We start from the raw sequence: 20,501 nt of genomic DNA on the forward strand, positions 1-20,501 counted from the left end.
CGCTTGCTTCACCGCGCTTACTTGCGCTTGTCTTCGCCGAGGTCCTCGAAATCGGCGTCGACAATATCGTCGTCCAGATCGCGCGGCGCGTCGGCATCCCGGCCCTGGGTCTCCTCGGACTGGCTCGACTTGTAGATGGCCTCGCCCAGCTTCATCGAGGCGTCCATCAGGTTCTGGATGCCGCCCTTGATCTTGCCCGCGTCCTCTGTCTTCAGCGCGTCTTCCAGCGCGTTCACCGCCAGTTCGATCGCCTCGACGGTCGAACTGTCCACCTTGTCGCCATGCTCGTCCAGCGACTTGCGGGTCGAGTGCAGCAGGCTTTCGGCCTGGTTCCGGGTCTCGACCAGTTCGCGGCGGCCCTTGTCGACCTCGGCATTGGCCTCGGCGTCCTTGACCATCTTGTCGATGTCCTCGTCGGACAAGCCGCCCGAGGCCTGGATCGTGATGTTCTGGGTCTTGCCGGTGCCCTTGTCCTTGGCGGAAACCGACACGATGCCGTTGGCGTCGATGTCGAAGGTCACCTCGATCTGCGGCATCCCACGCGGCGCCGGGGGAATGTCCTCAAGGTTGAACTGGCCCAAGAGCTTGTTGTCGGCGGCCATCTCGCGCTCACCCTGGAAGACCCGGATCGTCACGGCGTTCTGGTTGTCCTCGGCGGTCGAGAAGGTTTGCGACTTCTTGGTCGGGATCGTGGTGTTGCGGTCGATCAGGCGGGTGAAGACGCCGCCCAGCGTCTCGATGCCAAGGCTCAGCGGCGTGACGTCCAGCAGCACGACGTCCTTGACGTCACCCTGCAGAACGCCGGCCTGGACGGCCGCGCCCAGGGCCACGACCTCGTCGGGGTTGACGCCCTTGTGGGGTTCCTTGCCGAAGAACGAGGTCACTTCCTCGATCACCTTGGGCATGCGGGTCATGCCGCCGACCAGCACCACCTCGTCGATGTCGCCTTTTGCCAGCCCCGCATCCTTCAGCGCGGCCTGGCAGGGCTTCAGCGTCGCCTTGATGAGATCGCCCACCAGCGATTCCAGCTTGGCGCGGGTCAGCTTGACCACCATGTGCAGCGGCGTGCCCGAGTTCTTGTCCATCGAGATGAACGGCTGGTTGATCTCGGTCTGCGACGAGGAGGAAAGCTCGATCTTGGCCTTCTCGGCGGCTTCCTTCAGCCGCTGCAGCGCCATCTTGTCGCGGGTCAGGTCGACGCCGTGTTCCTTCTTGAACTCGTCGGCGAGGTAATTGACGATCCGCATGTCGAAGTCCTCGCCGCCGAGGAACGTGTCCCCGTTGGTCGATTTCACCTCGAAGAGGCCGTCGTCGATTTCCAGGATGGTGATGTCGAAGGTGCCCCCGCCGAGGTCATAGACCGCGATCGTCCGGCTTTCCTTCTTGTCCAGTCCGTAAGCCAGCGCCGCAGCCGTCGGCTCGTTGATGATCCGCAGCACGTCCAGACCGGCGATCTTGCCCGCGTCCTTGGTCGCCTGGCGCTGGGCGTCGTTGAAGTAGGCCGGAACGGTGATGACCGCCTGCTCGACCTTCTCGCCCAGGTAGGATTCGGCGGTTTCCTTCATCTTCTGAAGGATCATCGCGCTGATCTGCGAGGGGGAATATTTCTCGCCCCGGACTTCGACCCAGGCGTCACCGTTGCCGCCGTCCACGATCTTGTAGGGGACGAGGTTCTTGTCCTTTTCCACCTCGGCATCGCCCACGCGGCGGCCGATCAGGCGCTTGACGGCGAAGATGGTGTTTTCCGGGTTGGTCACGGCCTGGCGCTTGGCCGGCTGGCCGACGAGCCGTTCGCTTTCGGTGAAGGCGACGATCGAGGGGGTCGTGCGTGCGCCCTCGGCGTTCTCGATGACACGGGGCTGGCTGCCGTCCATGATGGCGACGCAGCTGTTGGTGGTCCCGAGGTCGATCCCGATGACTTTGGCCATGCGTTTTTACCTTTCTTGCGGCGATGGTGCGGGGTGCGGGTCCGTACGCGGCCCCCGCGCCCCTATCCCTTGGTGGAGTTCTTTCCGGGCCTGAACCCGGGTGGTTCGATGGCTATATAAGGCGGCGTTCAAGGCGTGCAAGCGCCGCTGCCCGAGGATTTCATGACGATTGCAGAGAGTTTGCCGAATGCCGCGGGAGGCGCCGCGCCGCTGGTGATCCGGGGCTTCGCCCTCCACAGGGGTCTTCTGGATACGCCTGCGCAGGCCGCCCTGATGGATGAGGTCGGGTGCATCTGGACCAAGGCCCCGCCGCTGCGTCCGGTGACGCGCCGGGGCAAGCCGCTGTCGGTCGCGATGACCTCGGCGGGGTTCTTGGGCTGGATCACCGATCGGCGCGGCTATCGCTATGAGCCGGCGCAGCCCGATGGGCGTCCCTGGCCGCCGATCCCCGCCATGCTGCTGGATCTGTGGCAGCGTGTGACCGGCGTGCCGGTGCTGCCGGACAGTTGCCTTGTGAACCTTTACCGCGAGGGTGCGCGGATGGGGCTGCACCAGGACCGCGACGAGGCCGAACTGCACTGGCCCGTGGTCTCGGTCAGCCTTGGCGACGAGGCCCTGTTTCGCATCGGCAACCTCGAACGCGGCGGGACGACCGAAAGCGTCTGGCTGCAATCGGGCGACGTGGTGGTGATGGCGGGCGCGGCGCGGCTGACGCATCACGGCATCGACCGCATCCGGTCCGGCAGTTCCGCGCTGGTGCCCGGCGGCGGCCGCGTCAACCTGACGCTGCGGGTGGCCGGGCCGAGAGCTTAGCGCGCCGCGTTCCAGCTGAGCGAGATGGCGTTGCGGGTCACGAACTCGGCCATCAGGCCGATCATCAGCGCGGTCAGGGTGAAGTAGAACGGATAGCTCAGGTTCGAGTTGTGGGGCGTGTAGTTGATGAAGACGAAGCCGCGGTTCTGGTCGATCAGGTGGAACAGCGGATTCCAGTCGAACAGGTTCAGCATGAAGGTCGGCATCATGTTGGCCACGAACATCTTGCCCGAAGCGATCATGTTCACCCGCCGGATGATCCGCGACAGCATCGGCCCGATCTCGGGCAGCCAGGTGGTGATGGACAAAAGGATCAGCCCGATGGTGCCGCCCGAAAACCAGGCGAAGATCATCATCCCCAGCGCGCCGCGCCAGTTCTCGATCTCGATGGGCTGCCACAACACGTGGTAAAGCCCGACCAGCACCAGCGCCGACAGCACGTTGTTGTAAAGCGCCGCCAGCGCCGCCCCGCACATCGAGATGGCGGTGTTCATCGGCCCGTGCTTCAGCATGGCGCTGGTCGACTTGCCGGCCGCGGCGACCTGGGCCAGGCACTGGTTGAAGGCCATGAACAGGAAGATCCCGCTCATGATGAACAGCATGAAGTCGCCCCGCAGCGGTGCCGAGCGGGTCCCGATGACCAGGTACATCAGGAAGAAGGCCAGGATCATGATCGAGGCCTGCAGCATCGTCAGCAGCAGCCCGACAATGGCGTTGCGGTGGGTCTGCCGCAGGTTCTGGACCGTCTGGTGATAGATCAGCGCCGCGGTGGTGAAGACGGCGCCGCCCATGCTGCGGGTTCTGCGCTGGACGAACATGGACCGGCCCCCTTCGGCGTGGCGGCCGCTTGGAACGACCCTGGCGATGGACCCGAGCGCCATCGCTTGCTCATCGTCCGAGAGCCGATCATAAGTCGCGGAAAGCCGCCATTCAACCGCGCAGGCCCGTCGCCTTGGGCGCCTGAAAAGGAAATATCCATGCAATTCGACCGACTGACGTTCGAGATGCGCCGCCTTGCCCTTGCCGCGGGCGCCCGGATCATGGAAATCTACGAAGGCCCCAACTTCGAGGTCCGCTCCAAGACCGACGCCTCGCCCGTGACCGAGGCCGACGAGGCTGCGGACGCGCTGATCGCCGAAGGGCTGCGCGCGGCATTTCCCGACATCCCGCTTGTGACCGAGGAACAGGTCGAAACCCACGGCCAGTCCCTCACCAGCTTCCTGATCGTCGATCCGCTGGACGGCACCAAGGAATTCGTGCAGCGGCGCGGCGACTTCACCGTCAACATCGCCTATGTGCAGGACGGCGTACCGGTGCGCGGGGTGGTCTATGCCCCGGCCAAGGGGCGGCTGTTCTACACCGCGGCCGACGGCGGCTCGGTCGAGGAAACCGGCCCCTTCGGACCCCAGCCCGGCGCGATCAGGCCCATCGGCGTCAATGCCGTGCCCGACAACCGCGGGCTGATGGTGGTGGCGTCGAAATCGCACCGCGACCAGGCGACGGACGACTATATCGCGCAATACGGCGTGCGCGACATGACTTCGGCGGGATCGTCGCTCAAGTTCTGCCTCGTGGCGACCGGAGAGGCGGATCTCTATCCCCGCCTCGGGCGCACGATGGAATGGGACACGGCGGCGGGCGATGCGGTGCTGCGCGGCGCGGGGGGCGAGGTCGTGCGCTTCGACGACCACAGGCCGCTGACCTATGGCAAGCCGGGCTTCGAGAATCCCTTCTTCATTGCCTATGCGCCGGGCGTCCTGCTGCACCCGAGGGGCTGAGGGCATGTCCGTCGTCATCGTCATTCCGGCCCGCTTCGCCTCGACCCGCTATCCGGGCAAGCCGCTGGTGGAACTGCGCGGGGCCGACGGACAGGGCAGGACCCTGATTCGCCGCAGTTGGGACGCCGCGCAGGCCGTTGCGGGCATCGCGCGGGTCATCATCGCGACGGACGACAGCCGGATCGCCGATCATGCCGCAAGCTTCGGGGCCGAGGTGGCGATGACCTCGCCCGACTGCCGCAACGGGACCGAGCGCTGCGCCGAGGTGTTGTCGACGCTGCCCGAGACGCCCGAGATGATCGTCAACCTGCAGGGCGACGCGCCGCTGACCCCTGGCTGGTTCGTCGAGGACCTGATCGCGGGCCTGCGCGCCAGCCCCACATTCGACGTGGCGACGCCGGTTCTGAACTGCTCGGGCGCGATGCGCGCCGACCTGCTGGCCGACCGCGCCGCGGGCCGGGTGGGGGGCACGACGGCCGTCTTCGGCGCCGACAACCGCGCGCTCTATTTCTCCAAGGAAGTCATCCCCTTCGTCCCCCATGAGGTTGCCCCGGGCGCGCCGAGCCCGGTGTTCCACCATGTTGGCGTCTACGCCTATCGGCCTCAGGCGCTGGCCGCCTATGCGGGCTGGCCCGAGGGGCGGCTGGAACGGCTGGAGGGACTGGAACAGCTGCGCTTTCTGGAACACGGCCGCCCGGTGCTCTGCGTCGAGGTGCAGGCGCAGGGCCGCGAGTTCTGGGAACTGAACAATCCCGAGGACGTTTCCCGGATCGAATCGATGATGCGCCGGATGGGAATGTTCTGACCATTTCCCGCCGAAATGCTGTCTGTTTCGGCAGAACTCCGCGGCATTTGCGTCATTTGGTCATATGATAACTGCAAGACGGCTTGCCGCAATGCGGCGGGCGTAGGATAAGCTGGCACGCAGGATTGACAGATCTGGAGTCAAAGATGAATCGCAAGGTCACGAAGGCCATCTTCCCGGTGGCGGGTCTGGGCACGCGCTTCCTGCCTGCCACCAAGTCGATCCCGAAAGAGATCATGACGCTGGTCGACCGGCCCCTGATCCAATACGCCATCGACGAGGCCCGCGCGGCCGGGATCAAGGAATTCATCTTCGTCACCTCGCGCGGCAAGGGGGCGCTGGAAGATTACTTCGACCACGCGCATGAACTGGAAAACACGCTGCGCAGGGCCGGCAAGGACGACCTGCTGGAAACGCTGCGCCAGACCAACATGGAATCTGGCGCCATCGCCTATATCCGCCAGCACAAGGCCATGGGCCTCGGCCATGCCGTCTGGTGCGCCCGCCGCCTGATCCACGACGAACCCTTTGCCGTGGTGCTGACCGACGACGTGGTGATGGGTGAGCCGCCCTGCCTGCAGCAGATGATCGAGGCCCATGCCGAAACCGGCGGCAGCATGGTCGCGACCATGGAAGTGCCGCTGGAAAAGACGAAATCCTACGGCGTCCTTGACGTGGCCGAGGACATGGGCGCCATCGTCCGCGCCCGCGGCATGGTGGAAAAGCCCAAGGAAAACCCGCCCTCGAACCTCGCCGTGATCGGGCGCTACATCCTCGCCCCCACGGTGATGGAGAACCTCAACAAGCTCAAGCAGGGCGCGGGCGGCGAGATCCAGTTGACCGACGCCATCGCCGACGAGATCGAGGAAGGCCGCGACGTCTTCGGCCTGCGCTTCCGCGGCCAGCGTTACGACTGCGGCTCGAAGGCGGGCTTCCTGCAGGCGACGGTGGCCTTCGGCCTTGCGCGCGACGAGCTGAAGGACGAATTCGCTGACTACCTGCACGAAGTCATGGCGATGCGGAAGGCCGCGGAATAACCGATGGCCGACAAGGTTCTCGTGACCGGCGGCGCCGGCTATATCGGCTCGCATGCCTGCAAGGCGCTGGCGGCGGCCGGTTTCCTGCCTGTCACCTATGACAACCTTTGCACCGGCTGGCGCGAGGCGGTGAAGTTCGGTCCCTTCGAGGAAGGCGACCTGATGGACCGCGCCCGGGTGGATCAAGTCTTCGCCACCCACAAGCCCGTGGCCGTCATGCATTTCGCCGCGCTCAGCCAGGTGGGCGAGGCGATGCGCGAGCCGGGCAAATACTGGCGCGGCAATGTCTGCGCCTCGCTGAACCTGATCGAGGCCACGGTGGCGGCTGGCGTCCGCGACTTCGTCTTCAGCTCGACCTGCGCCACCTATGGCGATCAGGACGGGGTGGTACTGGACGAGGACTCGGCGCAGGCGTCGCTGAATTCCTATGGCGCCTCCAAGCGCGCGATCGAGGATATGCTGCGCGACTTCGGCGACGCGCATGGGCTTCGCTCGGTCATCTTCCGCTATTTCAACGTCGCGGGTGCCGACCCCGAGGCCGAGGTGGGCGAGTTCCACCAGCCCGAGACGCATCTGATCCCGCTGATCCTCGACGCCATCGACGGCAAGCGGGACGCGCTGACGATCCACGGGACGGATTATCCGACACCCGACGGCACCTGCATCCGCGACTACGTCCATGTCATGGATCTGGTCGATGCCCATGTGCTGGGCCTGAACTGGCTGCGCGACAGGGGCAAACTGCCCCACGGCGGGACCGAGGTCTTCTGCCTGGGCACCGGCAACGGCTTCTCGGTGCGCGAGGTGCTGGACCAGTCGCGCCATGTCACCAACCGGGCCGTGCCGATGGTCGAAGGGCCGCGCCGGGGCGGCGATGCGGTCAAGCTGGTGTCGGGCAGCGAAAAGGCGGGGCGCGTCCTCGGCTGGGAACCGCGCCGGTCCAACCTGCAGTCGATGATCTCGGATGCCTGGCGCTGGCACCAGACCGGGCATTACGCCGGCTGACAGTGGCCGAGGCGCCGTCCGACCCGACCATCCGCCAACGCCTTGCGCTTGACTGGAAGCGCCGCCGGCTGTTGTGGCGCGCCTTCCGCAGCCGCCATGATCTGGCCGCAGCCGACAGGCCCGGGGGGCGGCTGGCCCGCGATGCGATCCTGGCCTTTGCGGTTGTCCGCAATGAAATGGAACGGCTGCCGCACTGGCTGGATCATCACCGCCGGCTCGGGGTGGCGCGCTTCCTGATCGTGGACAACGGCAGCGACGACGGCAGCGCCGAGTTGCTGGCCGCCCAGCCCGACGTGGCCTTGTGGACGACCCAGGCCAGCTATCGCGGCGCGCGCTTCGGACGCGACTGGACGAACTGGCTGCTGAACCGCCACGGCGCCGGCCATTGGTGCCTGACGCTGGATGCCGACGAACTGTTCGTCTTTCCCCATCACGACCGCGCCACGCTGCATGACCTCGTGGCCGAACTGGACCGCCGCCGCGTCACTGCCCTGGGCGCCCTGATGGTCGAGCTTTACCCGAAAGGTCCCCTGCGCCCCCCCCAGCCGCTGGACGATGCGGCGGCCCTGGCGCGGATGGCATGGTTCGATGCGGGCAATTACCGCACGGCGATCCAGAGCCCGCTGGGAAACCGCTGGGTGCAGGGCGGGGTCCGCGACCGCGTCTTCTTCAGGACCCGTCCGCATCGGGCACCGACCCTGAACAAGCTGCCGCTGGTCCGCTGGCGGCGTGGCTTTGCTTATGTGAACTCGACCCATTCGGCGCTGCCCGCGCGCCTGAACCGGGCATGGGACGGGCCGGGCGATCCCCGCCTGTCGGGGGCGGTTCTGCATACCAAGTTCCTGCCCTCGATCGTTGAAAAATCCCTTTCCGAGCGCACCCGCGGCCAGCATTTCAACGAGCCGGCCGCCTTTGACGATTATTATGCCGCGATCATCCGCAACCCGGACCTGTGGGCGCCCGATTCGCACCGGCTTGACGGATGGGAAAGCCTGGTGCGTGCGGGCCTGATGTCCGAAGGCGGCTGGCGCGGCCCGGAAAAGGCCCGGTCATGAAACTTCTCTGCAGTCTTGAGGGTGACGAGAGGGACGCCTTTCCCTATGGTTGGCCCAAGCCTGCGGCAGCCGTGGCGTGTGGGGTGCTGCCCCGGCGCGCGTGACAAGCCAGATCAACCAGTCTGATCCGGGGTTCCGGCGTGCGAAAAGCGTACAAGCGTCTTCTGACAATGTCCCGGCTGCGGGCGCGGCGCCAGTATTATCTGGTGCGGGCCTTCCGGCGCGGACGGGCGCTGGCCAGCGTCAGCGACCGCACCGGCAAGGTGGCGCCGGATCATATCCTGGCCTTTGTCACGCTGCGGAACGAACGCATCCGGCTGCCCTACTTCCTGGACTATTACCGCCAGATCGGGGTCGGGCATTTCCTGATCGTGGACAATGCCAGCACCGACGGCAGCCGCGAATATCTAGCGGGCCAGCCGGATGTGTCGCTGTGGACCACCGCCGCCAGCTACAAGGCCGCGCGCTTCGGGATGGACTGGATCAACTGGCTGCTGCGCCGCCACGGTTCGGGCCACTGGTGCCTGACCGTCGATCCCGACGAGTTCCTGGTCTATCCCCATGCCAACACCCGCCCCCTCAAGGCGCTGACCGACTGGCTGGAATCCTCGGGACAGCGGTCGCTGTCGGCGATGCTGCTGGACATGTATCCCAAGGGCCCGGTCACGGCGCAGCCCTATCGCGAAGGTCAGGACCCGTTCGAGATCGCCTCGTGGTTCGATCCGGCCAATTACGCGATCCGCAAGAACCCGTTCTATCGCAACCTGTGGATTCAGGGCGGTCCTCGGGCGCGGGTGCTGTTCGGCGAGGACCCCGAGAACGCGCCCGCGCTGAACAAGATCCCGCTGGTCCGCTGGAAGCCGGGCTATGCCTATGTCAGCTCGACCCACATGCTGCTGCCGCGCTCGCTGAACCTCGTCTATGACGAGGATGGCGGAGAGATGGCCTCGGGCGCCCTGCTGCACGCCAAGTTCCTGTCCACCTTCGCCGACAAGTCCACCGAAGAGATCGACCGCCGCCAGCATTATGCCGAAAGCCGCGAATACCACGCCTATCAGCAGGGATTGCAGCAGCAGACCGATTTCTGGTGCGAGCAGTCGCGCCCCTGGCGGGACTGGCGCCAGCTTGAGGATCTGGGCCTGATCTCGCGCGGGAACTGGGCATGAACGTGGCGCCGATCGGGCGGGTGCGTTCCCCAGGGGACGCGTCCCCGGAAGCCGGGGTCTGCCTGGGTGTCGTCATGCTCTGCCATGACAACCTGGCGCTGGCGGCGCGGATGGCGCGCATCTGGTCGGACGGGGGTGCACGCGTGGTGATCCATGTCGATGCCAAGGCGCTTGCTTCGGAAATGGCCGGATTGCGGCAGGCGCTGGACGGCACGGGCGTGCTTTACGCGCCGCGCCAGTCCTGCACCTGGGGCACCTTCAGCCTGGTCGCGGCGACGCAGGACGCCGCCGCCATGCTGCTGGACGCCCACCCCGAGGTGAGCCACGTCCTCCTCGCCTCGGGTGCCTGCCTTCCGCTGCGTCCGGTCAGGGAACTGGGCCGGTTCCTCGCCGCCCACCCTCAGGCCGATTTCATCGAAAGCGTCAGCGTGCGCGATGTCGGCTGGACCGTGGGGGGGCTGAACGAGGAACGCTTCACCCTGCATTTCCCGTTTTCCTTCCGCAAGCGCCGCAAGCTCTTTGACCGCTATGTCCGGCTGCAGCGGCGCCTGGGGATCGCGCGGCGGATGCCGCAGGGCATCAAGCCGCATATCGGGTCGCAATGGTGGTGCCTGACGCGCCAAACCCTGTCGGCGATCCTGAACGATCCCCGGCGCGAGGAGTTCGACCGCTACTTCCGCCACGTCTGGATTCCCGATGAAAGCTATTTCCAGACGCTGATGCGCCGCCATTCGGTCCGCATCGAAAGCCGGTCGCTGACGCTGGCCAAGTTCGACCCGCAGGGCAAGCCCTATGTCTTCTATGACGACCATCTGGCGCTGCTGGCGACCTCGCACATCTTCGTTGCCCGCAAGATCTGGCCGGGTGCCGGGGCACTTTACGATGCCTTCCCACGGCGCACCGATCCTGACATTGCCGAGGATGAACCCGACACCGAACGGATCGAGGCGCTTCTGGACCGCGCCGCCGCCCGGCGCCGCCTGGGGCGGCCGGGGCTTTACATGCAGAGCCGCTTTCCCCGCAAGGACGCCGAGAACGGCAAGACCGCGCAGCCCTATGCCGTGATCTACGGCGCGGGCGACATGTTCGACGGCTTCGCCGCCCGCGCCGCGGCCGCGACCGGGCGGACGGTCCACGGCCATGTCCTTGCCCGCCACACGGTCGAGTTCGCGGGCGACGCCCCCATCGGGCCGGGGGCGTTGTCCAGCCATGTCGGCCTGCGCAACCTCGACCCGCAGGGCTTCCTTGCCGCGCTGATCCGGTCGTCCGAGGAGATGCCGGCCTTTCTTTATTCCCCCCGCGACCGCCAGCATCTGAACTGGTTCATGGCGACCGACCCGAACGCCCAGCTTCTGGTCGTGACCGGCGCCTGGATCGTGCCCCTGGTCCATTCGGACATGCCCTTCGACAACGTGCGGCATATTGCCGCCAAGCTGCAGCGGGCCGAGGTGCGCTTTCTGGAAATCCTCGATTCCGTCTGGGTCAAGGCGCGGGTGAGGCGCTGGTCGCTGTCCGAGGCGCTGGCCCAGCCGGACGAGCTGTGGTCCGAGATCTGCATGGCCCTGCGCCCCGAGAGTGGCGCGGACCAGAGCCAGGCGCCGCCCCTGCGCGACATGGCCGGTGTGACGCGGCTGATCCGCGACCTGCGCAACGCCGGGCTTCGCCCGCGCAAGATGGGCGATCCCCGGGTCCTGCGCGCGCTGACGCGGCAACCGTCGCCAGCAGCCGCGGATTCCCCACCCAGGCCAGAGCCGGTGCGCCGGGTCGTCTGACCGCGCGATGGTTGACGCGGCTCGCCTGCCGGTTGAGGTTGCGCCTGCCGTTGATGCAGGACCTTGCCGATGACCGTTTTCCGCAGCTTCGTGATCTTCGCCGGGATGCGGACCGGCTCGAACCTGCTGGAAGCGACGCTGAACGCCCATGACGTCGCCTGCTTCGGCGAGGCCTACAACCCTTATTTCATCGGCTGGCCCGACCAGCAGACGCTGTACGACATGACCCTGGCCGACCGCGAGGCCGACCCGCAGGCGCTGTGGCGGCACATGGTCAGTGCCCGCAAGGTCAAGGGCTTCCGCTATTTCCACGACCACGACCCGCGGATGTTCGGCCCGCTGATGGACGACCCGACCTGCGCCAAGATCGTGCTGACGCGCAATCCCGTCGACAGTTGGGTGTCCACCCGGCTTGCCTATGCCACCAACCAGTGGAAGCTGAACGAGACCGAGACGCCGATCCCCGCGCAGGTGGAGTTCGACGCGGCCTCGTTCCGCGAGAACCTGGACCAGATGCAGGCCTTTCTCGACCGCATCCAGCAGGCGTTGCAGGTGCGGGGCCAGACGGCGTTCTGGCTGAACTACGACGACCTGCGCGACGCGGATGTGATGACCGGCCTTCTGCACTGGCTGGGCCGCACCGACCTGGACCGGGTCGAACCCGCGCAGGACCAGGTGCCGCAGAACCCCCGCCCCATGGCCGAGAAGGTCGCGAACTTTGGCGCCATGCAGGCCGAACTTGTCGCCGCCGACCCGTTCCAGTTGCACCGCATCCCCGGCTTCGAGCCGAGGCGCGGCCCCGCCGTTCCCTCGTTCCTGACAGCCGAGGCGGGCCGGGGCCTGCTGTTCATGCCGGTGCGCGGCGGCCCCTCGGGCCCGGTCGATGGCTGGCTTTCTGCCTTGGGCGAGGTCAAGCGCGACCTGACCCAGAACGCCCTGCGGCAATGGAAGCGCGCCCATCCCGGCCACCGTGCCTTCACCGTCCTGCGCCACCCGCTGCCGCGGGCGTGGGATGCCTTCCACGCCATGCTGGCCGCCCGGAACCCCGAGTTGCGTGCCACGTTGCGGCAGGTCCACCGCGTCGATCTGCCCCCCGACGAGGAACTGCACGCGCTGACGGATCAGGAGAAGCTGCCGCTTTTTGCTGCTTTCCTCGACTTCCTGCGCCGCAACCTGAACGGCCAGACCGGGCTTGCCACCCATCCCGGCTGGGCCTCGCAATCCGAGGTGCTGGCCGGTTTCGCCCGCTTCGGCGCCCCTGACCTGGTGGCGCGCGAGGACCGCATGGCCGAGGACCTCGGCTTCCTTGCCCGCGCCGCCGGGATCGAGCGTGACGGGCCGGCACCCGAACCGCTGCCCGCCGTCCTTGACGACCCCGCGCTGCGGAAAGCCGCCAAGGCCGCCTATCTGCGCGATTACGTGGCTTTCGGCTTCCCCGAGCGCCCCTAGCGCGGTGTCCCGGCGCGGCGGCCGCGGCGGATGCCCAGGTGCCGCTCGCGCAGGATGATCGCAACGCCCGCCGCGATGATGACCGCCGCGCCCGCAAGCATCCGCAGCGTGGTCGGCTCGCCAAAGACGAACCAGCCCACCGCGATCGCCATCAGCATCGAGGCATAGTCGAAAGGCGCCACCAGCGAGGCATCGGCAAAGCGGTAGGAGGAGGTCAGCATGATCTGCGCCAGCCCGCCCACCAGCCCCGCCGCGACCAGCAGCGCGGCCGTGGCCGGATCGGGGACCACCCAGCCGAAGGGCAGCGTGACCAGCGACAGCACGGATGCGGTGACAAGGAACCAGAAGACCACGGCCGAGGTCCGCTCGGTCGTCACCATCCGGCTGATGAAGATCTGCGCCAGCGCCCCGAAGGCCGCGCCGGTCAGGGTCAGCATCGCGCCCAAGCTCTGTTCCGCCGAGGCGCTGCCCACCCCCAGCGACAGCCGCTGCGACAGCACGATCAGCACGCCCGCGAAGCCCAGGGCGACCATGCTCAGGCGGAAGACGCCGACCCGTTCGTCCAGGAACATCGCCGCGAAGATCACCGTCATCAGCGGCATGGCATAGTTCAGCGCGGTCGCCTCGGGGAAGGGCAGCAGGCCGAGGCCGGCGAATCCGCAGCCCATCGAGATCGTGCCGATGATGCCGCGATAGGCATGCGCCATCGGATTGGCGGTCCGCAGCCCGGTCGCAAGCTCGCCCTTCAGGGCCAGCCAGACCAGGATCACGGGGATGCCGAAGAACGAGCGGAAGAACACCTGCTCTCCCGTGGGGACAGCGGGCGCCGTGGCCTTGAGGATCGCGGCCATGACGGTGAACAGGAAGACGCTGCCCAGCTTCAGCAGGATGCCGGTCGTGGGGTTTCTCACGAAAGCCGCCCCACCGCCCAGCGTGCCGCATCCGCGACCGCGGGATCGGGGTCGTCCGCCAGCCCTTGCGCCACTGCTCGCAGCCGGGGCTGGGCGCTGTTGCCGATGGCATAAAGCGCGTTCCTCACCATCCGGTCGCGCCCGATCCGCTTGATCGGGCTGCCGGAAAACCGCGTCCGGAAGCCCGCGTCGTCCAAGCTGGCAAGCTCATCCAGCGCAGGTCCCCGGTGCGGCCCGTGATAGCGCATCTCGCGCGCCTGAACCGCGAACTTGTTCCACGGGCAGGCGGCGAGGCAGTCGTCGCAGCCATAGATGCGGTTGCCCAGCATCGGCCTGAGTTCCGGGTCCACTGGCCCCTTGTGCTCGATGGTCAGGTAGGAAATGCAGCGCCGCGCATCCAGTTGGAAGGGCGCGGGGAAGGCGCCCGTGGGGCAGGCGTCCAGACAGGCGCGGCAGGACCCGCAATGCTCGGCCTCGGGCGGATCTGGCGGCAGGGGCAGGGTGGTGAAGATCGCCCCCAGGAAGAACCAGTTTCCCAGATCGCGCGACAGCAGATTGGTGTGCTTGCCCTGCCAGCCAAGTCCCGCCGCCTGCGCCAGCGGCTTCTCCATCACCGGGGCGGTGTCCACGAAAACCTTGATCTCGCCGCCCCAGTGCTCGATCATCCAACGGCCCAGCCGCTTCAGCCGCGCCTTGACGATGTCGTGGTAATCCTTGCCCTGCGCATAGACGCTGACCGCGCCCCGGTCCGGCCGTGCCAGATCCTCGCGCGGATCATGGGGCGGCGTATAGGCCTCGGCCAGCATGATCACCGACCGCGCCTTGGGCCAAAGCGCCTCCGGTGCGCCGCGCCAGCCCATGCGCTCGGCCATCCAGCCCATCTGCCCGTGCCGCCCCTTGGCGACATATTCCGCCAGCCGCCCCGCCGCCTGCGGGATCGCGTCGGGCGTCGTCACCCGCGCCGCCGAAAACCCTTCGGCCAAAGCCCGCGCGACCAGTTCCTTCTTCTTCGCCCAAATATCCTGGGGGGAGCCGGCATCGCCGGCGGGGGGCAACGCCCCCCCTTCTTCAGAAATCGAGCTGCGCATAATGCGGCGCCGGCGCCAGGCCCGAGATCTGGTCGGCCAGCACGCTGCGGAAGGCCGGCCGCGACTTCACCGTCGCATACCAGTCCTTCAGCGCCACCGAGCGGTCCCAGTCCACGTCCGAGATATAGTCGAGGCAGGAGAGATGCGCGGCAGCAGTGAAATCCGCCAGCGTCAGCATGTTCCCCGCCAGCCATTTGCGGTGTTCCAGCAGGTGGCCCAGATAGTCGATGTGGTCCTTGACCGCCCGCAGGCCCGACTTGACCAGCCGCGAATCCGGGTAGCCCGCGTTCATCACCTTCTTCCAGACCCGTTCCGACAGGATCGGCCGCGTCACCTCGGTGTTGAACTTGTCGTCGAACCAGGCGCAGAGACGGCGGACCTCGTGCCGCTCGGCGGGCGTCATGGGCATCAGGGCCGGGTTCGGATAAGCCTCATCCAGGTATTCCACGATCGCCTGGCTTTCGGCCCAGAGCCGCCCGTCGAGCCGCAGCACCGGGATCTTGCCCGCCGGGTTGCGGCGGGCGATCTCGGACCCCGGCTCCCACCAGCGTTCCTCGACCAGTTCCACGTCAATGCGCTTTTCGCCCAGCACCAGCCGCACCTTGCGGCAGAAGGGCGACAGGGCAACATGGTAAAGACGCGGGGTCGAGTTCGTGTTCATTGCAGGGGAAAGGTCGTTCGCTTGGGTGAGGGACCGGCCGGTGATACGCCCCCCCGCCGGGGTATTCAACCGCGGTGCCGCCGCCCGCTCATTGCTGGAAGCAGCCCGCCCGTCCGTCCCGCTGGATCGTGGCCGCACCGTCGGCGATGGCGCGGGCGCGGGCCGAACGGGTCTGCGCAGCCCGCGTCTTGGGCGCGGGCAGGACAGCGGCCAGCGCCGCGGCCTGTCCCGCGCTCAGCTTGTCGGGGGTGGTGCCGAAGTGATGGGCGGCGGCGGCATGGATGCCGAAGACGCCGGGGCCGAATTCGGCCACGTTCAGATAGACCTCGATGATGCGCCTTTTGCTCCAGACCGCTTCGATCATGGGGGTGTAGATCGTCTCCAGCACCTTGCGCGGCCAGCTTCGCCCCTGCCACAGGTAGACGTTCTTGGCCGTCTGCTGCGTCAGGGTCGAGGCGCCGCGGCTTTCCCCCCGCGCGATCACGCGGCGGATCTCGGCCATGTCGAAGCCGTGATGAAGGCAGAAATTCGCGTCCTCGGCCGCGACGACCGACCGCAGCATCACGGGCGCGATGTCGGCTGCGCGGGTCCACTGGCGGGGCGTGCTGATGCCCTCGCGGATGATCGTCCAGGTGGTCGGCGGGTTCAGGAACCAGCCGAACAGCACCACCACCGCCAGCATCAGGACGAAGAACCGCAGCCCCAGCCAGCGCAGGGGCCGCAGGACGCGCCGCAGCATCCGCCGCCGCCATGCCGCGCGGCGGCGAAGCGGACGGGGCGGCGGGGCCGCCATGACGTCGGTGAAGGATTCCGGGCGCGACATGGCCCGTCGTCTCACGCAGGCCGCGGCGGCGTCAAGAAAACCCGGCGCCTTGGCGCACTCAGTCGGTCACTGGCTGGCTTTGGGCGGTCGGCACCTGCCCGCCGGTCCCGGCCAGCGTGTCGCGCAGCCGCGCCTCGTCCGCGTCCGACAGCGAGGTCTGGATCACCTGCGCGCGATTCCCGTATTTTTCCAGACGCGGCAGCAGCTTGTCGATGTTGAAGTCGCGGGCGAGGATGAACACCGCGCCGCTGCCCACCGGCACGGTCTTGCCGATCTGCCGGATGAAATCGTCGTTGATGCCGTAATCCGTGGCTTTGCCCGCCAAGGCCCCCGAGGCCGCGCCGATCGCGGCGCCCGCCAGCGGGTTCAGGAACAGAAGGCCGATCAGCCCGCCCCAGAAGGTTCCCGTCACCGCCCCCGTCCCGGTCATGTTCAGCGCCTGGTGCAGTTGATACTCGCCCTCGGTCGGGCGGGTGACGACAACGGCATCCTCAAGCTTCAGCAGGTATTCCTTTTGCGCCGCGCCGAGTTCCTGGCGAAGCGCGAAGGCATCCTCCTCGGACGCGAAGCCGATGACGATCAGTTGGGACATGGGGCCACCTTCAGGTTCGGGATTGCCCCGACAACGCCCCCGCGGCCCGAATGGTTCACGAATCCCTGAATCGGAAAGCCCCCGCAGCTTGCGCTGCAGGGGCCTTGCGACGATGGTGCCCAGAAGAGGACTCGAACCTCCACGCCTTGCGGCACACGGACCTGAACCGTGCGCGTCTACCAATTCCGCCACCTGGGCCGGTGTCGTGAGGCGGGGATGTAGAGCCAGCCGCAGGGGCTGTCAACGGCCCTTCTTCAGAAAAATCGCCCGCCCTTGCCGGGACGCGGTTCCTGCCTGCGCTTGATGCCGGGGGGGCGGTTCGCTATCAGGCTTGCAAGGCGCGAAAGCGGCACCCGGCTGCTGAAAGGGGCGAGACATGGCAAGGCTGGTCACGATCTATGGCGGCTCGGGGTTCGTCGGGCGGCAGATTGCCCGCGTCATGGCGGCCGAGGGCTGGCGCGTCCGCGTCGCCGTCCGCCGCCCGCATCTGGCGGGCGTGGTGCGGATGTATGGCCATGTGGGCCAGGTCCAGCCGGTCTTCTGCAACGTCCGCGACGACCTGTCGGTGCGGGCGGCGATGACGGATGCGGATGCCGTCATCAACTGCGTCGGCATCCTCGTGGGCCAGCGGCGTAACACCTTCGATGCCATCCACCACGAGGCCGCCGGCCGCATCGCCCGCATCTCGGCCGAGCTTGGCGTCGGGCGGCTGGTCCACCTGTCGGCCATCGGCGCCGATCCCGATTCGGACAGCCGCTATGCCGCAACCAAGGGCAAGGGCGAGCAGGCGATCCTGCAGCACCGTCCCGACGCGGTGATCCTGCGCCCTTCGGTGATCTTCGGGCCGGACGACAAGTTCTTCAACAAGCTGGGCGGCATGATGCGGCTGGGGCCGGTCGTGCCGCTGCCCGGCGCCAATGCGGAACTGCAGCCCGTCTTCGTCGATGACGTGGCCCGCGCCGCCATGATGGGCGCGACGGGCGAGGCCGAGCCCGGCATCTACGAACTCGGCGGCCCCGACGTGATGACAATGCGCGAGATCGCGCGGCTGGTCGCCCTTGTCACCAGCCGCCGGCGCTGGATCATGGGGCTGCCGGGCTGGATGGCGGGGCTGATCGGCGTCTCATTCGATGCGCTGCAGACGGTCAGCGGCGGGCTGGTCATGAACCGCGTGATCACCCGCGACCAGGCGCGCCAGTTGCGCCGCCCGAACCGGGTGGGGCAGGGGGTAAAGACCTTCGCCGACCTCGGCATCCAGCCCGCGGCCGCGGCGGCGGTGGTGCCCGAATACCTGTGGCGCTTCCGGCCGTCGGGGCAATACACCGCCATCAAGGACTCGGCAAAGAACCTGCGCCCCGATTGATGGAACGTGATACGATCGTTGCGGCGTTCCTCGGGCTGCTCGAGGGACTGACCGAGTTCATTCCGGTTTCCTCGACCGGGCACCTGCTGCTGGCCGGGCATTTTCTCGGTTTCGACAGCCCCGGCCGCGCCTTCGAGGTGCTGATCCAGCTTGGCGCGATCCTTGCCATCCTGGGCGTCTATGCCGGGCGGCTGTGGCGCATCTTCTCGGAGGCGCCGCGCGATCCCCGGGCGCGGCGGTTCATCGGGGCGGTGCTGCTGGCCTTCCTGCCGGCGGCGGTGATCGGCGCGATGGCGCACGGGATCATCAAGACGGTGCTGTTCGAGACTCCGATGCTGATCGCCGTCATGCTGATCCTCGGCGGCATCGTGCTGCTCTATGTGGACCGGCTGTCGATCCCCACCCGCCATGCCGAGGCCGAGGACATTCCGCTGGGCGTCGCCTTCCGCATCGGCCTGATCCAGTGCCTTGCCATGGTGCCCGGCGTGTCGCGTTCCGGCGCGACCATCGTGGGGGCGTTGACGATGGGGGTCGGCAAGCGGGCGGCGGCCGAGTTCAGCTTTTTCCTGTCGATGCCGACGATGGTCGGGGCCTTCACCTATGACCTTTACCGCAGCCGCGCGGTTCTGGACGCGGCGGCGCTGACGAATGTGGCGGTGGGCTTTGTCTGCGCCTTCGTGGCGGCGGTCTTCGTGGTCAAGTGGCTGCTGAACTATGTCTCGCGCCGCGGTTACGGGCTGTTCGCCTGGTGGCGCATCATCGTCGGAACTGCGGCCTTGCTGGGGCTTATGGCGGTTGGGTAACGCACCCTGACCTATTTTCGGCAAAAAATCCGCTGGATTTTCAGACTTCATGCCGGAAAATCAAAGATAGGTAAGCCTTGCTGACTTTTTGAGCGATCCTGTCTGTTCTACAGCTTTCCCCGGTTGATGGGAGAAGGCGCAGCGGATGGCCACGCAGGTGATGCTCAAGTTCGTGACCCTAGGTCGCGAGATGCCCGAGAAACGCGCGGCGGATGAGCGCAGCGGCGATTTCCACGAGATCTACCGCGAGTTCGCCGATGCCAAGGCCGTCGAGCAGGCGAGCCGCTGTTCCCAATGCGGGGTTCCCTATTGCCAGTCGCATTGCCCCCTTCATAACAACATTCCCGACTGGTTGCGCCTGATGGCCGAGGGGCGCACGCAGGAAGCCTATCTGCGCGCGCAGGAGACCAACAGTTTCCCGGAAATCTGCGGCCGCATCTGCCCGCAGGACCGGCTCTGCGAGGGCAACTGCGTCATCGAGCAGTCGGGCCACGGCACCGTCACCATCGGCGCCATCGAGAAATACATCACCGACACCGCATGGGAGGAAGGCTGGGTCGAGCCCATCCGCCCGGCGGCCGAACGCGCCGAAAGCGTGGGCATCATCGGCGCGGGGCCGGGCGGGCTGGCGGCGGCGGAACGGCTGCGGCAGCAGGGATTCCAGGTCACGGTCTATGACCGCCACGACCGCGCGGGCGGGCTGATGATCTATGGCATCCCCGGCTTCAAGCTGGAAAAGCCCGTAGTCGAGCGCCGCAACCAGTGGCTTGAGGAAGGCGGCGTCGAATTCGTGCTGAACGCCGAGGTGGGCCGGACGATCAGCTTCGACGCGATCCGGGGCAAGCATGACGCGGTGCTGATCGCCACCGGCGTCTACAGGACCCGCGACCTCGGGATCGACAACGCGCCCGAACGGGGCGTGGTGGCGGCGCTGGACTACCTGACCGCGTCCAACCGCATCGACCTGGGCGACGAGGTGCCGGATTTCGCCGATGGCGAGCTGGATGCCTTCGGCAAGCGCGTGGTGGTGATCGGCGGCGGCGACACGGCGATGGACTGCGTGCGGACGGCGATCCGGCAGGGGGCCGTCAGCGTCAAGTGCCTTTACCGCCGCGACCGGGCCAACATGCCCGGCAGCCAGCGCGAGGTGCAGAATGCCGAGGAGGAGGGCGTCGAATTCGTATGGCTTTCCGCCCCGGCCGCTTTCGCGGGCCATGTCGCCGGGGTGGCGGGCCGCGCCAGCGAGGCGCTGGTGGCAAATGCGGGGGGCGACGTGGACGGCGACGGGATCGGGGACAATCCCAAGCTGTCGCCGCTGCATCTGGTGACGGAAACAGATACTTCGACCGGGCCGGTCGGCGTGACGGGCCTGCGGGTGGCGCGGATGCGGCTGGGGGCGCCGGACGTGACGGGCCGGCAGTCGCCCGAGGTGATCGAGGGCGGCGATTATGA

The 20,501-nt window shown here is 67.3% G+C and carries 19 protein-coding genes and 1 tRNA gene; 12 read left to right on the forward strand and 8 right to left on the reverse strand.

Features of this window, described 5'->3' with window-relative positions:
* Positions 1 to 17 precede the first annotated feature (17 nt).
* Positions 18 to 1,928, reverse strand: a complete 1,911-nt coding sequence (gene dnaK / locus Q4F04_RS04865) for a molecular chaperone DnaK (protein WP_303368708.1) — start codon at positions 1,926 to 1,928, stop codon at positions 18 to 20.
* Positions 1,929 to 2,090: 162 nt separating this feature from the next.
* On the opposite strand from dnaK, the gene Q4F04_RS04870 reads away from it, so the two are divergent.
* A complete protein-coding gene (locus Q4F04_RS04870) occupies positions 2,091 to 2,741 on the forward strand; it encodes an alpha-ketoglutarate-dependent dioxygenase AlkB (RefSeq protein ID WP_303368709.1) in 651 nt (216 codons plus the stop codon).
* On the opposite strand, the gene Q4F04_RS04875 is transcribed toward Q4F04_RS04870, so the two are convergent.
* Positions 2,738 to 3,622 carry an ABC transporter permease gene (locus tag Q4F04_RS04875; RefSeq protein ID WP_303368710.1) on the reverse strand — a complete coding sequence of 295 codons (885 nt, stop codon included), beginning with the start codon at positions 3,620 to 3,622 and terminating at the stop codon, positions 2,738 to 2,740. The genes Q4F04_RS04870 and Q4F04_RS04875 overlap by 4 nt on opposite strands.
* A gap of 96 nt (positions 3,623 to 3,718) precedes the next feature.
* Between Q4F04_RS04875 and cysQ the strand changes: the two genes are divergently transcribed.
* The 8 genes from cysQ (at position 3,719) to Q4F04_RS04915 (ending at position 12,808) form a co-directional block, all read left to right on the forward strand.
* Positions 3,719 to 4,519: a 3'(2'),5'-bisphosphate nucleotidase CysQ gene (gene cysQ, locus Q4F04_RS04880; RefSeq protein ID WP_303368711.1), complete on the forward strand. Its 801-nt coding sequence runs from the start codon at positions 3,719 to 3,721 to the stop codon at positions 4,517 to 4,519.
* A 4-nt stretch (positions 4,520 to 4,523) separates the two neighbouring features.
* On the forward strand, positions 4,524 to 5,324 hold the full coding sequence (locus Q4F04_RS04885) for a 3-deoxy-manno-octulosonate cytidylyltransferase (protein WP_303368712.1): 801 nt from the start codon (positions 4,524 to 4,526) through the stop codon (positions 5,322 to 5,324).
* A 146-nt stretch (positions 5,325 to 5,470) separates the two neighbouring features.
* Positions 5,471 to 6,361, forward strand: coding sequence for a UTP--glucose-1-phosphate uridylyltransferase (locus Q4F04_RS04890; RefSeq protein ID WP_303368713.1), 891 nt, complete (start codon positions 5,471 to 5,473; stop codon positions 6,359 to 6,361).
* A gap of 3 nt (positions 6,362 to 6,364) precedes the next feature.
* On the forward strand, positions 6,365 to 7,366 hold the full coding sequence (gene galE, locus Q4F04_RS04895) for a UDP-glucose 4-epimerase GalE (protein ID WP_303368714.1): 1,002 nt from the start codon (positions 6,365 to 6,367) through the stop codon (positions 7,364 to 7,366).
* 2 nt (positions 7,367 to 7,368) lie between these two features.
* Positions 7,369 to 8,421, forward strand: a complete 1,053-nt coding sequence (locus Q4F04_RS04900) for a glycosyltransferase family 2 protein (protein ID WP_303368715.1) — start codon at positions 7,369 to 7,371, stop codon at positions 8,419 to 8,421.
* 170 nt (positions 8,422 to 8,591) lie between these two features.
* Positions 8,592 to 9,587, forward strand: coding sequence for a glycosyltransferase family 2 protein (locus Q4F04_RS04905; protein ID WP_303368716.1), 996 nt, complete (start codon positions 8,592 to 8,594; stop codon positions 9,585 to 9,587).
* On the forward strand, positions 9,584 to 11,359 hold the full coding sequence (locus Q4F04_RS04910; protein WP_303368717.1) for a beta-1,6-N-acetylglucosaminyltransferase: 1,776 nt from the start codon (positions 9,584 to 9,586) through the stop codon (positions 11,357 to 11,359). Before Q4F04_RS04905 ends, Q4F04_RS04910 begins: the two co-directional genes overlap by 4 nt.
* A gap of 69 nt (positions 11,360 to 11,428) precedes the next feature.
* On the forward strand, positions 11,429 to 12,808 hold the full coding sequence (locus Q4F04_RS04915) for a hypothetical protein (RefSeq protein WP_303368718.1): 1,380 nt from the start codon (positions 11,429 to 11,431) through the stop codon (positions 12,806 to 12,808).
* Here Q4F04_RS04915 and Q4F04_RS04920 read toward each other — a convergent pair.
* The 6 genes from Q4F04_RS04920 to Q4F04_RS04945 all read right to left on the reverse strand — a co-directional run bounded on the left by Q4F04_RS04920 (position 12,805) and on the right by Q4F04_RS04945 (position 17,081).
* Positions 12,805 to 13,719, reverse strand: a complete 915-nt coding sequence (locus Q4F04_RS04920) for a DMT family transporter (RefSeq protein WP_303368719.1) — start codon at positions 13,717 to 13,719, stop codon at positions 12,805 to 12,807. The two genes, Q4F04_RS04915 and Q4F04_RS04920, sit on opposite strands and share 4 nt — an antisense overlap.
* Positions 13,716 to 14,774 (reverse strand): tRNA epoxyqueuosine(34) reductase QueG, encoded by a 1,059-nt coding sequence (gene queG, locus Q4F04_RS04925; protein WP_303368720.1) that lies wholly within the window; start codon positions 14,772 to 14,774, stop codon positions 13,716 to 13,718. Before queG ends, Q4F04_RS04920 begins: the two co-directional genes overlap by 4 nt.
* A 13-nt stretch (positions 14,775 to 14,787) precedes the next feature.
* A complete protein-coding gene (locus Q4F04_RS04930) occupies positions 14,788 to 15,468 on the reverse strand; it encodes a glutathione S-transferase family protein (RefSeq protein WP_303368721.1) in 681 nt (226 codons plus the stop codon).
* Between the two features lie 88 nt (positions 15,469 to 15,556).
* A complete protein-coding gene (gene mtgA / locus Q4F04_RS04935) occupies positions 15,557 to 16,150 on the reverse strand; it encodes a monofunctional biosynthetic peptidoglycan transglycosylase (RefSeq protein ID WP_303368727.1) in 594 nt (197 codons plus the stop codon).
* 199 nt (positions 16,151 to 16,349) lie between these two features.
* Entirely contained in the window at positions 16,350 to 16,883 is a 534-nt protein-coding gene (locus Q4F04_RS04940) for a DUF1269 domain-containing protein (protein ID WP_303368722.1), read from the reverse strand.
* A 113-nt stretch (positions 16,884 to 16,996) separates the two neighbouring features.
* Positions 16,997 to 17,081: transfer RNA gene (locus tag Q4F04_RS04945), tRNA-Leu, on the reverse strand.
* A 178-nt stretch (positions 17,082 to 17,259) separates the two neighbouring features.
* Between Q4F04_RS04945 and Q4F04_RS04950 the strand changes: the two genes are divergently transcribed.
* From Q4F04_RS04950 to Q4F04_RS04960, 3 genes are all read left to right on the forward strand, one after another.
* Positions 17,260 to 18,246: a complex I NDUFA9 subunit family protein gene (locus tag Q4F04_RS04950; protein ID WP_303368723.1), complete on the forward strand. Its 987-nt coding sequence runs from the start codon at positions 17,260 to 17,262 to the stop codon at positions 18,244 to 18,246.
* Positions 18,243 to 19,049, forward strand: a complete 807-nt coding sequence (locus tag Q4F04_RS04955) for an undecaprenyl-diphosphate phosphatase (RefSeq protein ID WP_303368724.1) — start codon at positions 18,243 to 18,245, stop codon at positions 19,047 to 19,049. The genes Q4F04_RS04950 and Q4F04_RS04955 overlap by 4 nt, the downstream gene beginning before the upstream one ends.
* 145 nt (positions 19,050 to 19,194) lie before the next feature.
* Positions 19,195 to 20,501: NAD(P)-dependent oxidoreductase (locus Q4F04_RS04960; protein WP_303368725.1), on the forward strand; the 1,307-nt coding region annotated here is incomplete at its 3' end.

The sequence above is a fragment of the Paracoccus sp. (in: a-proteobacteria) genome (assembly GCF_030536915.1).
Taxonomy (GTDB): Bacteria; Pseudomonadota; Alphaproteobacteria; order Rhodobacterales; family Rhodobacteraceae; genus Paracoccus.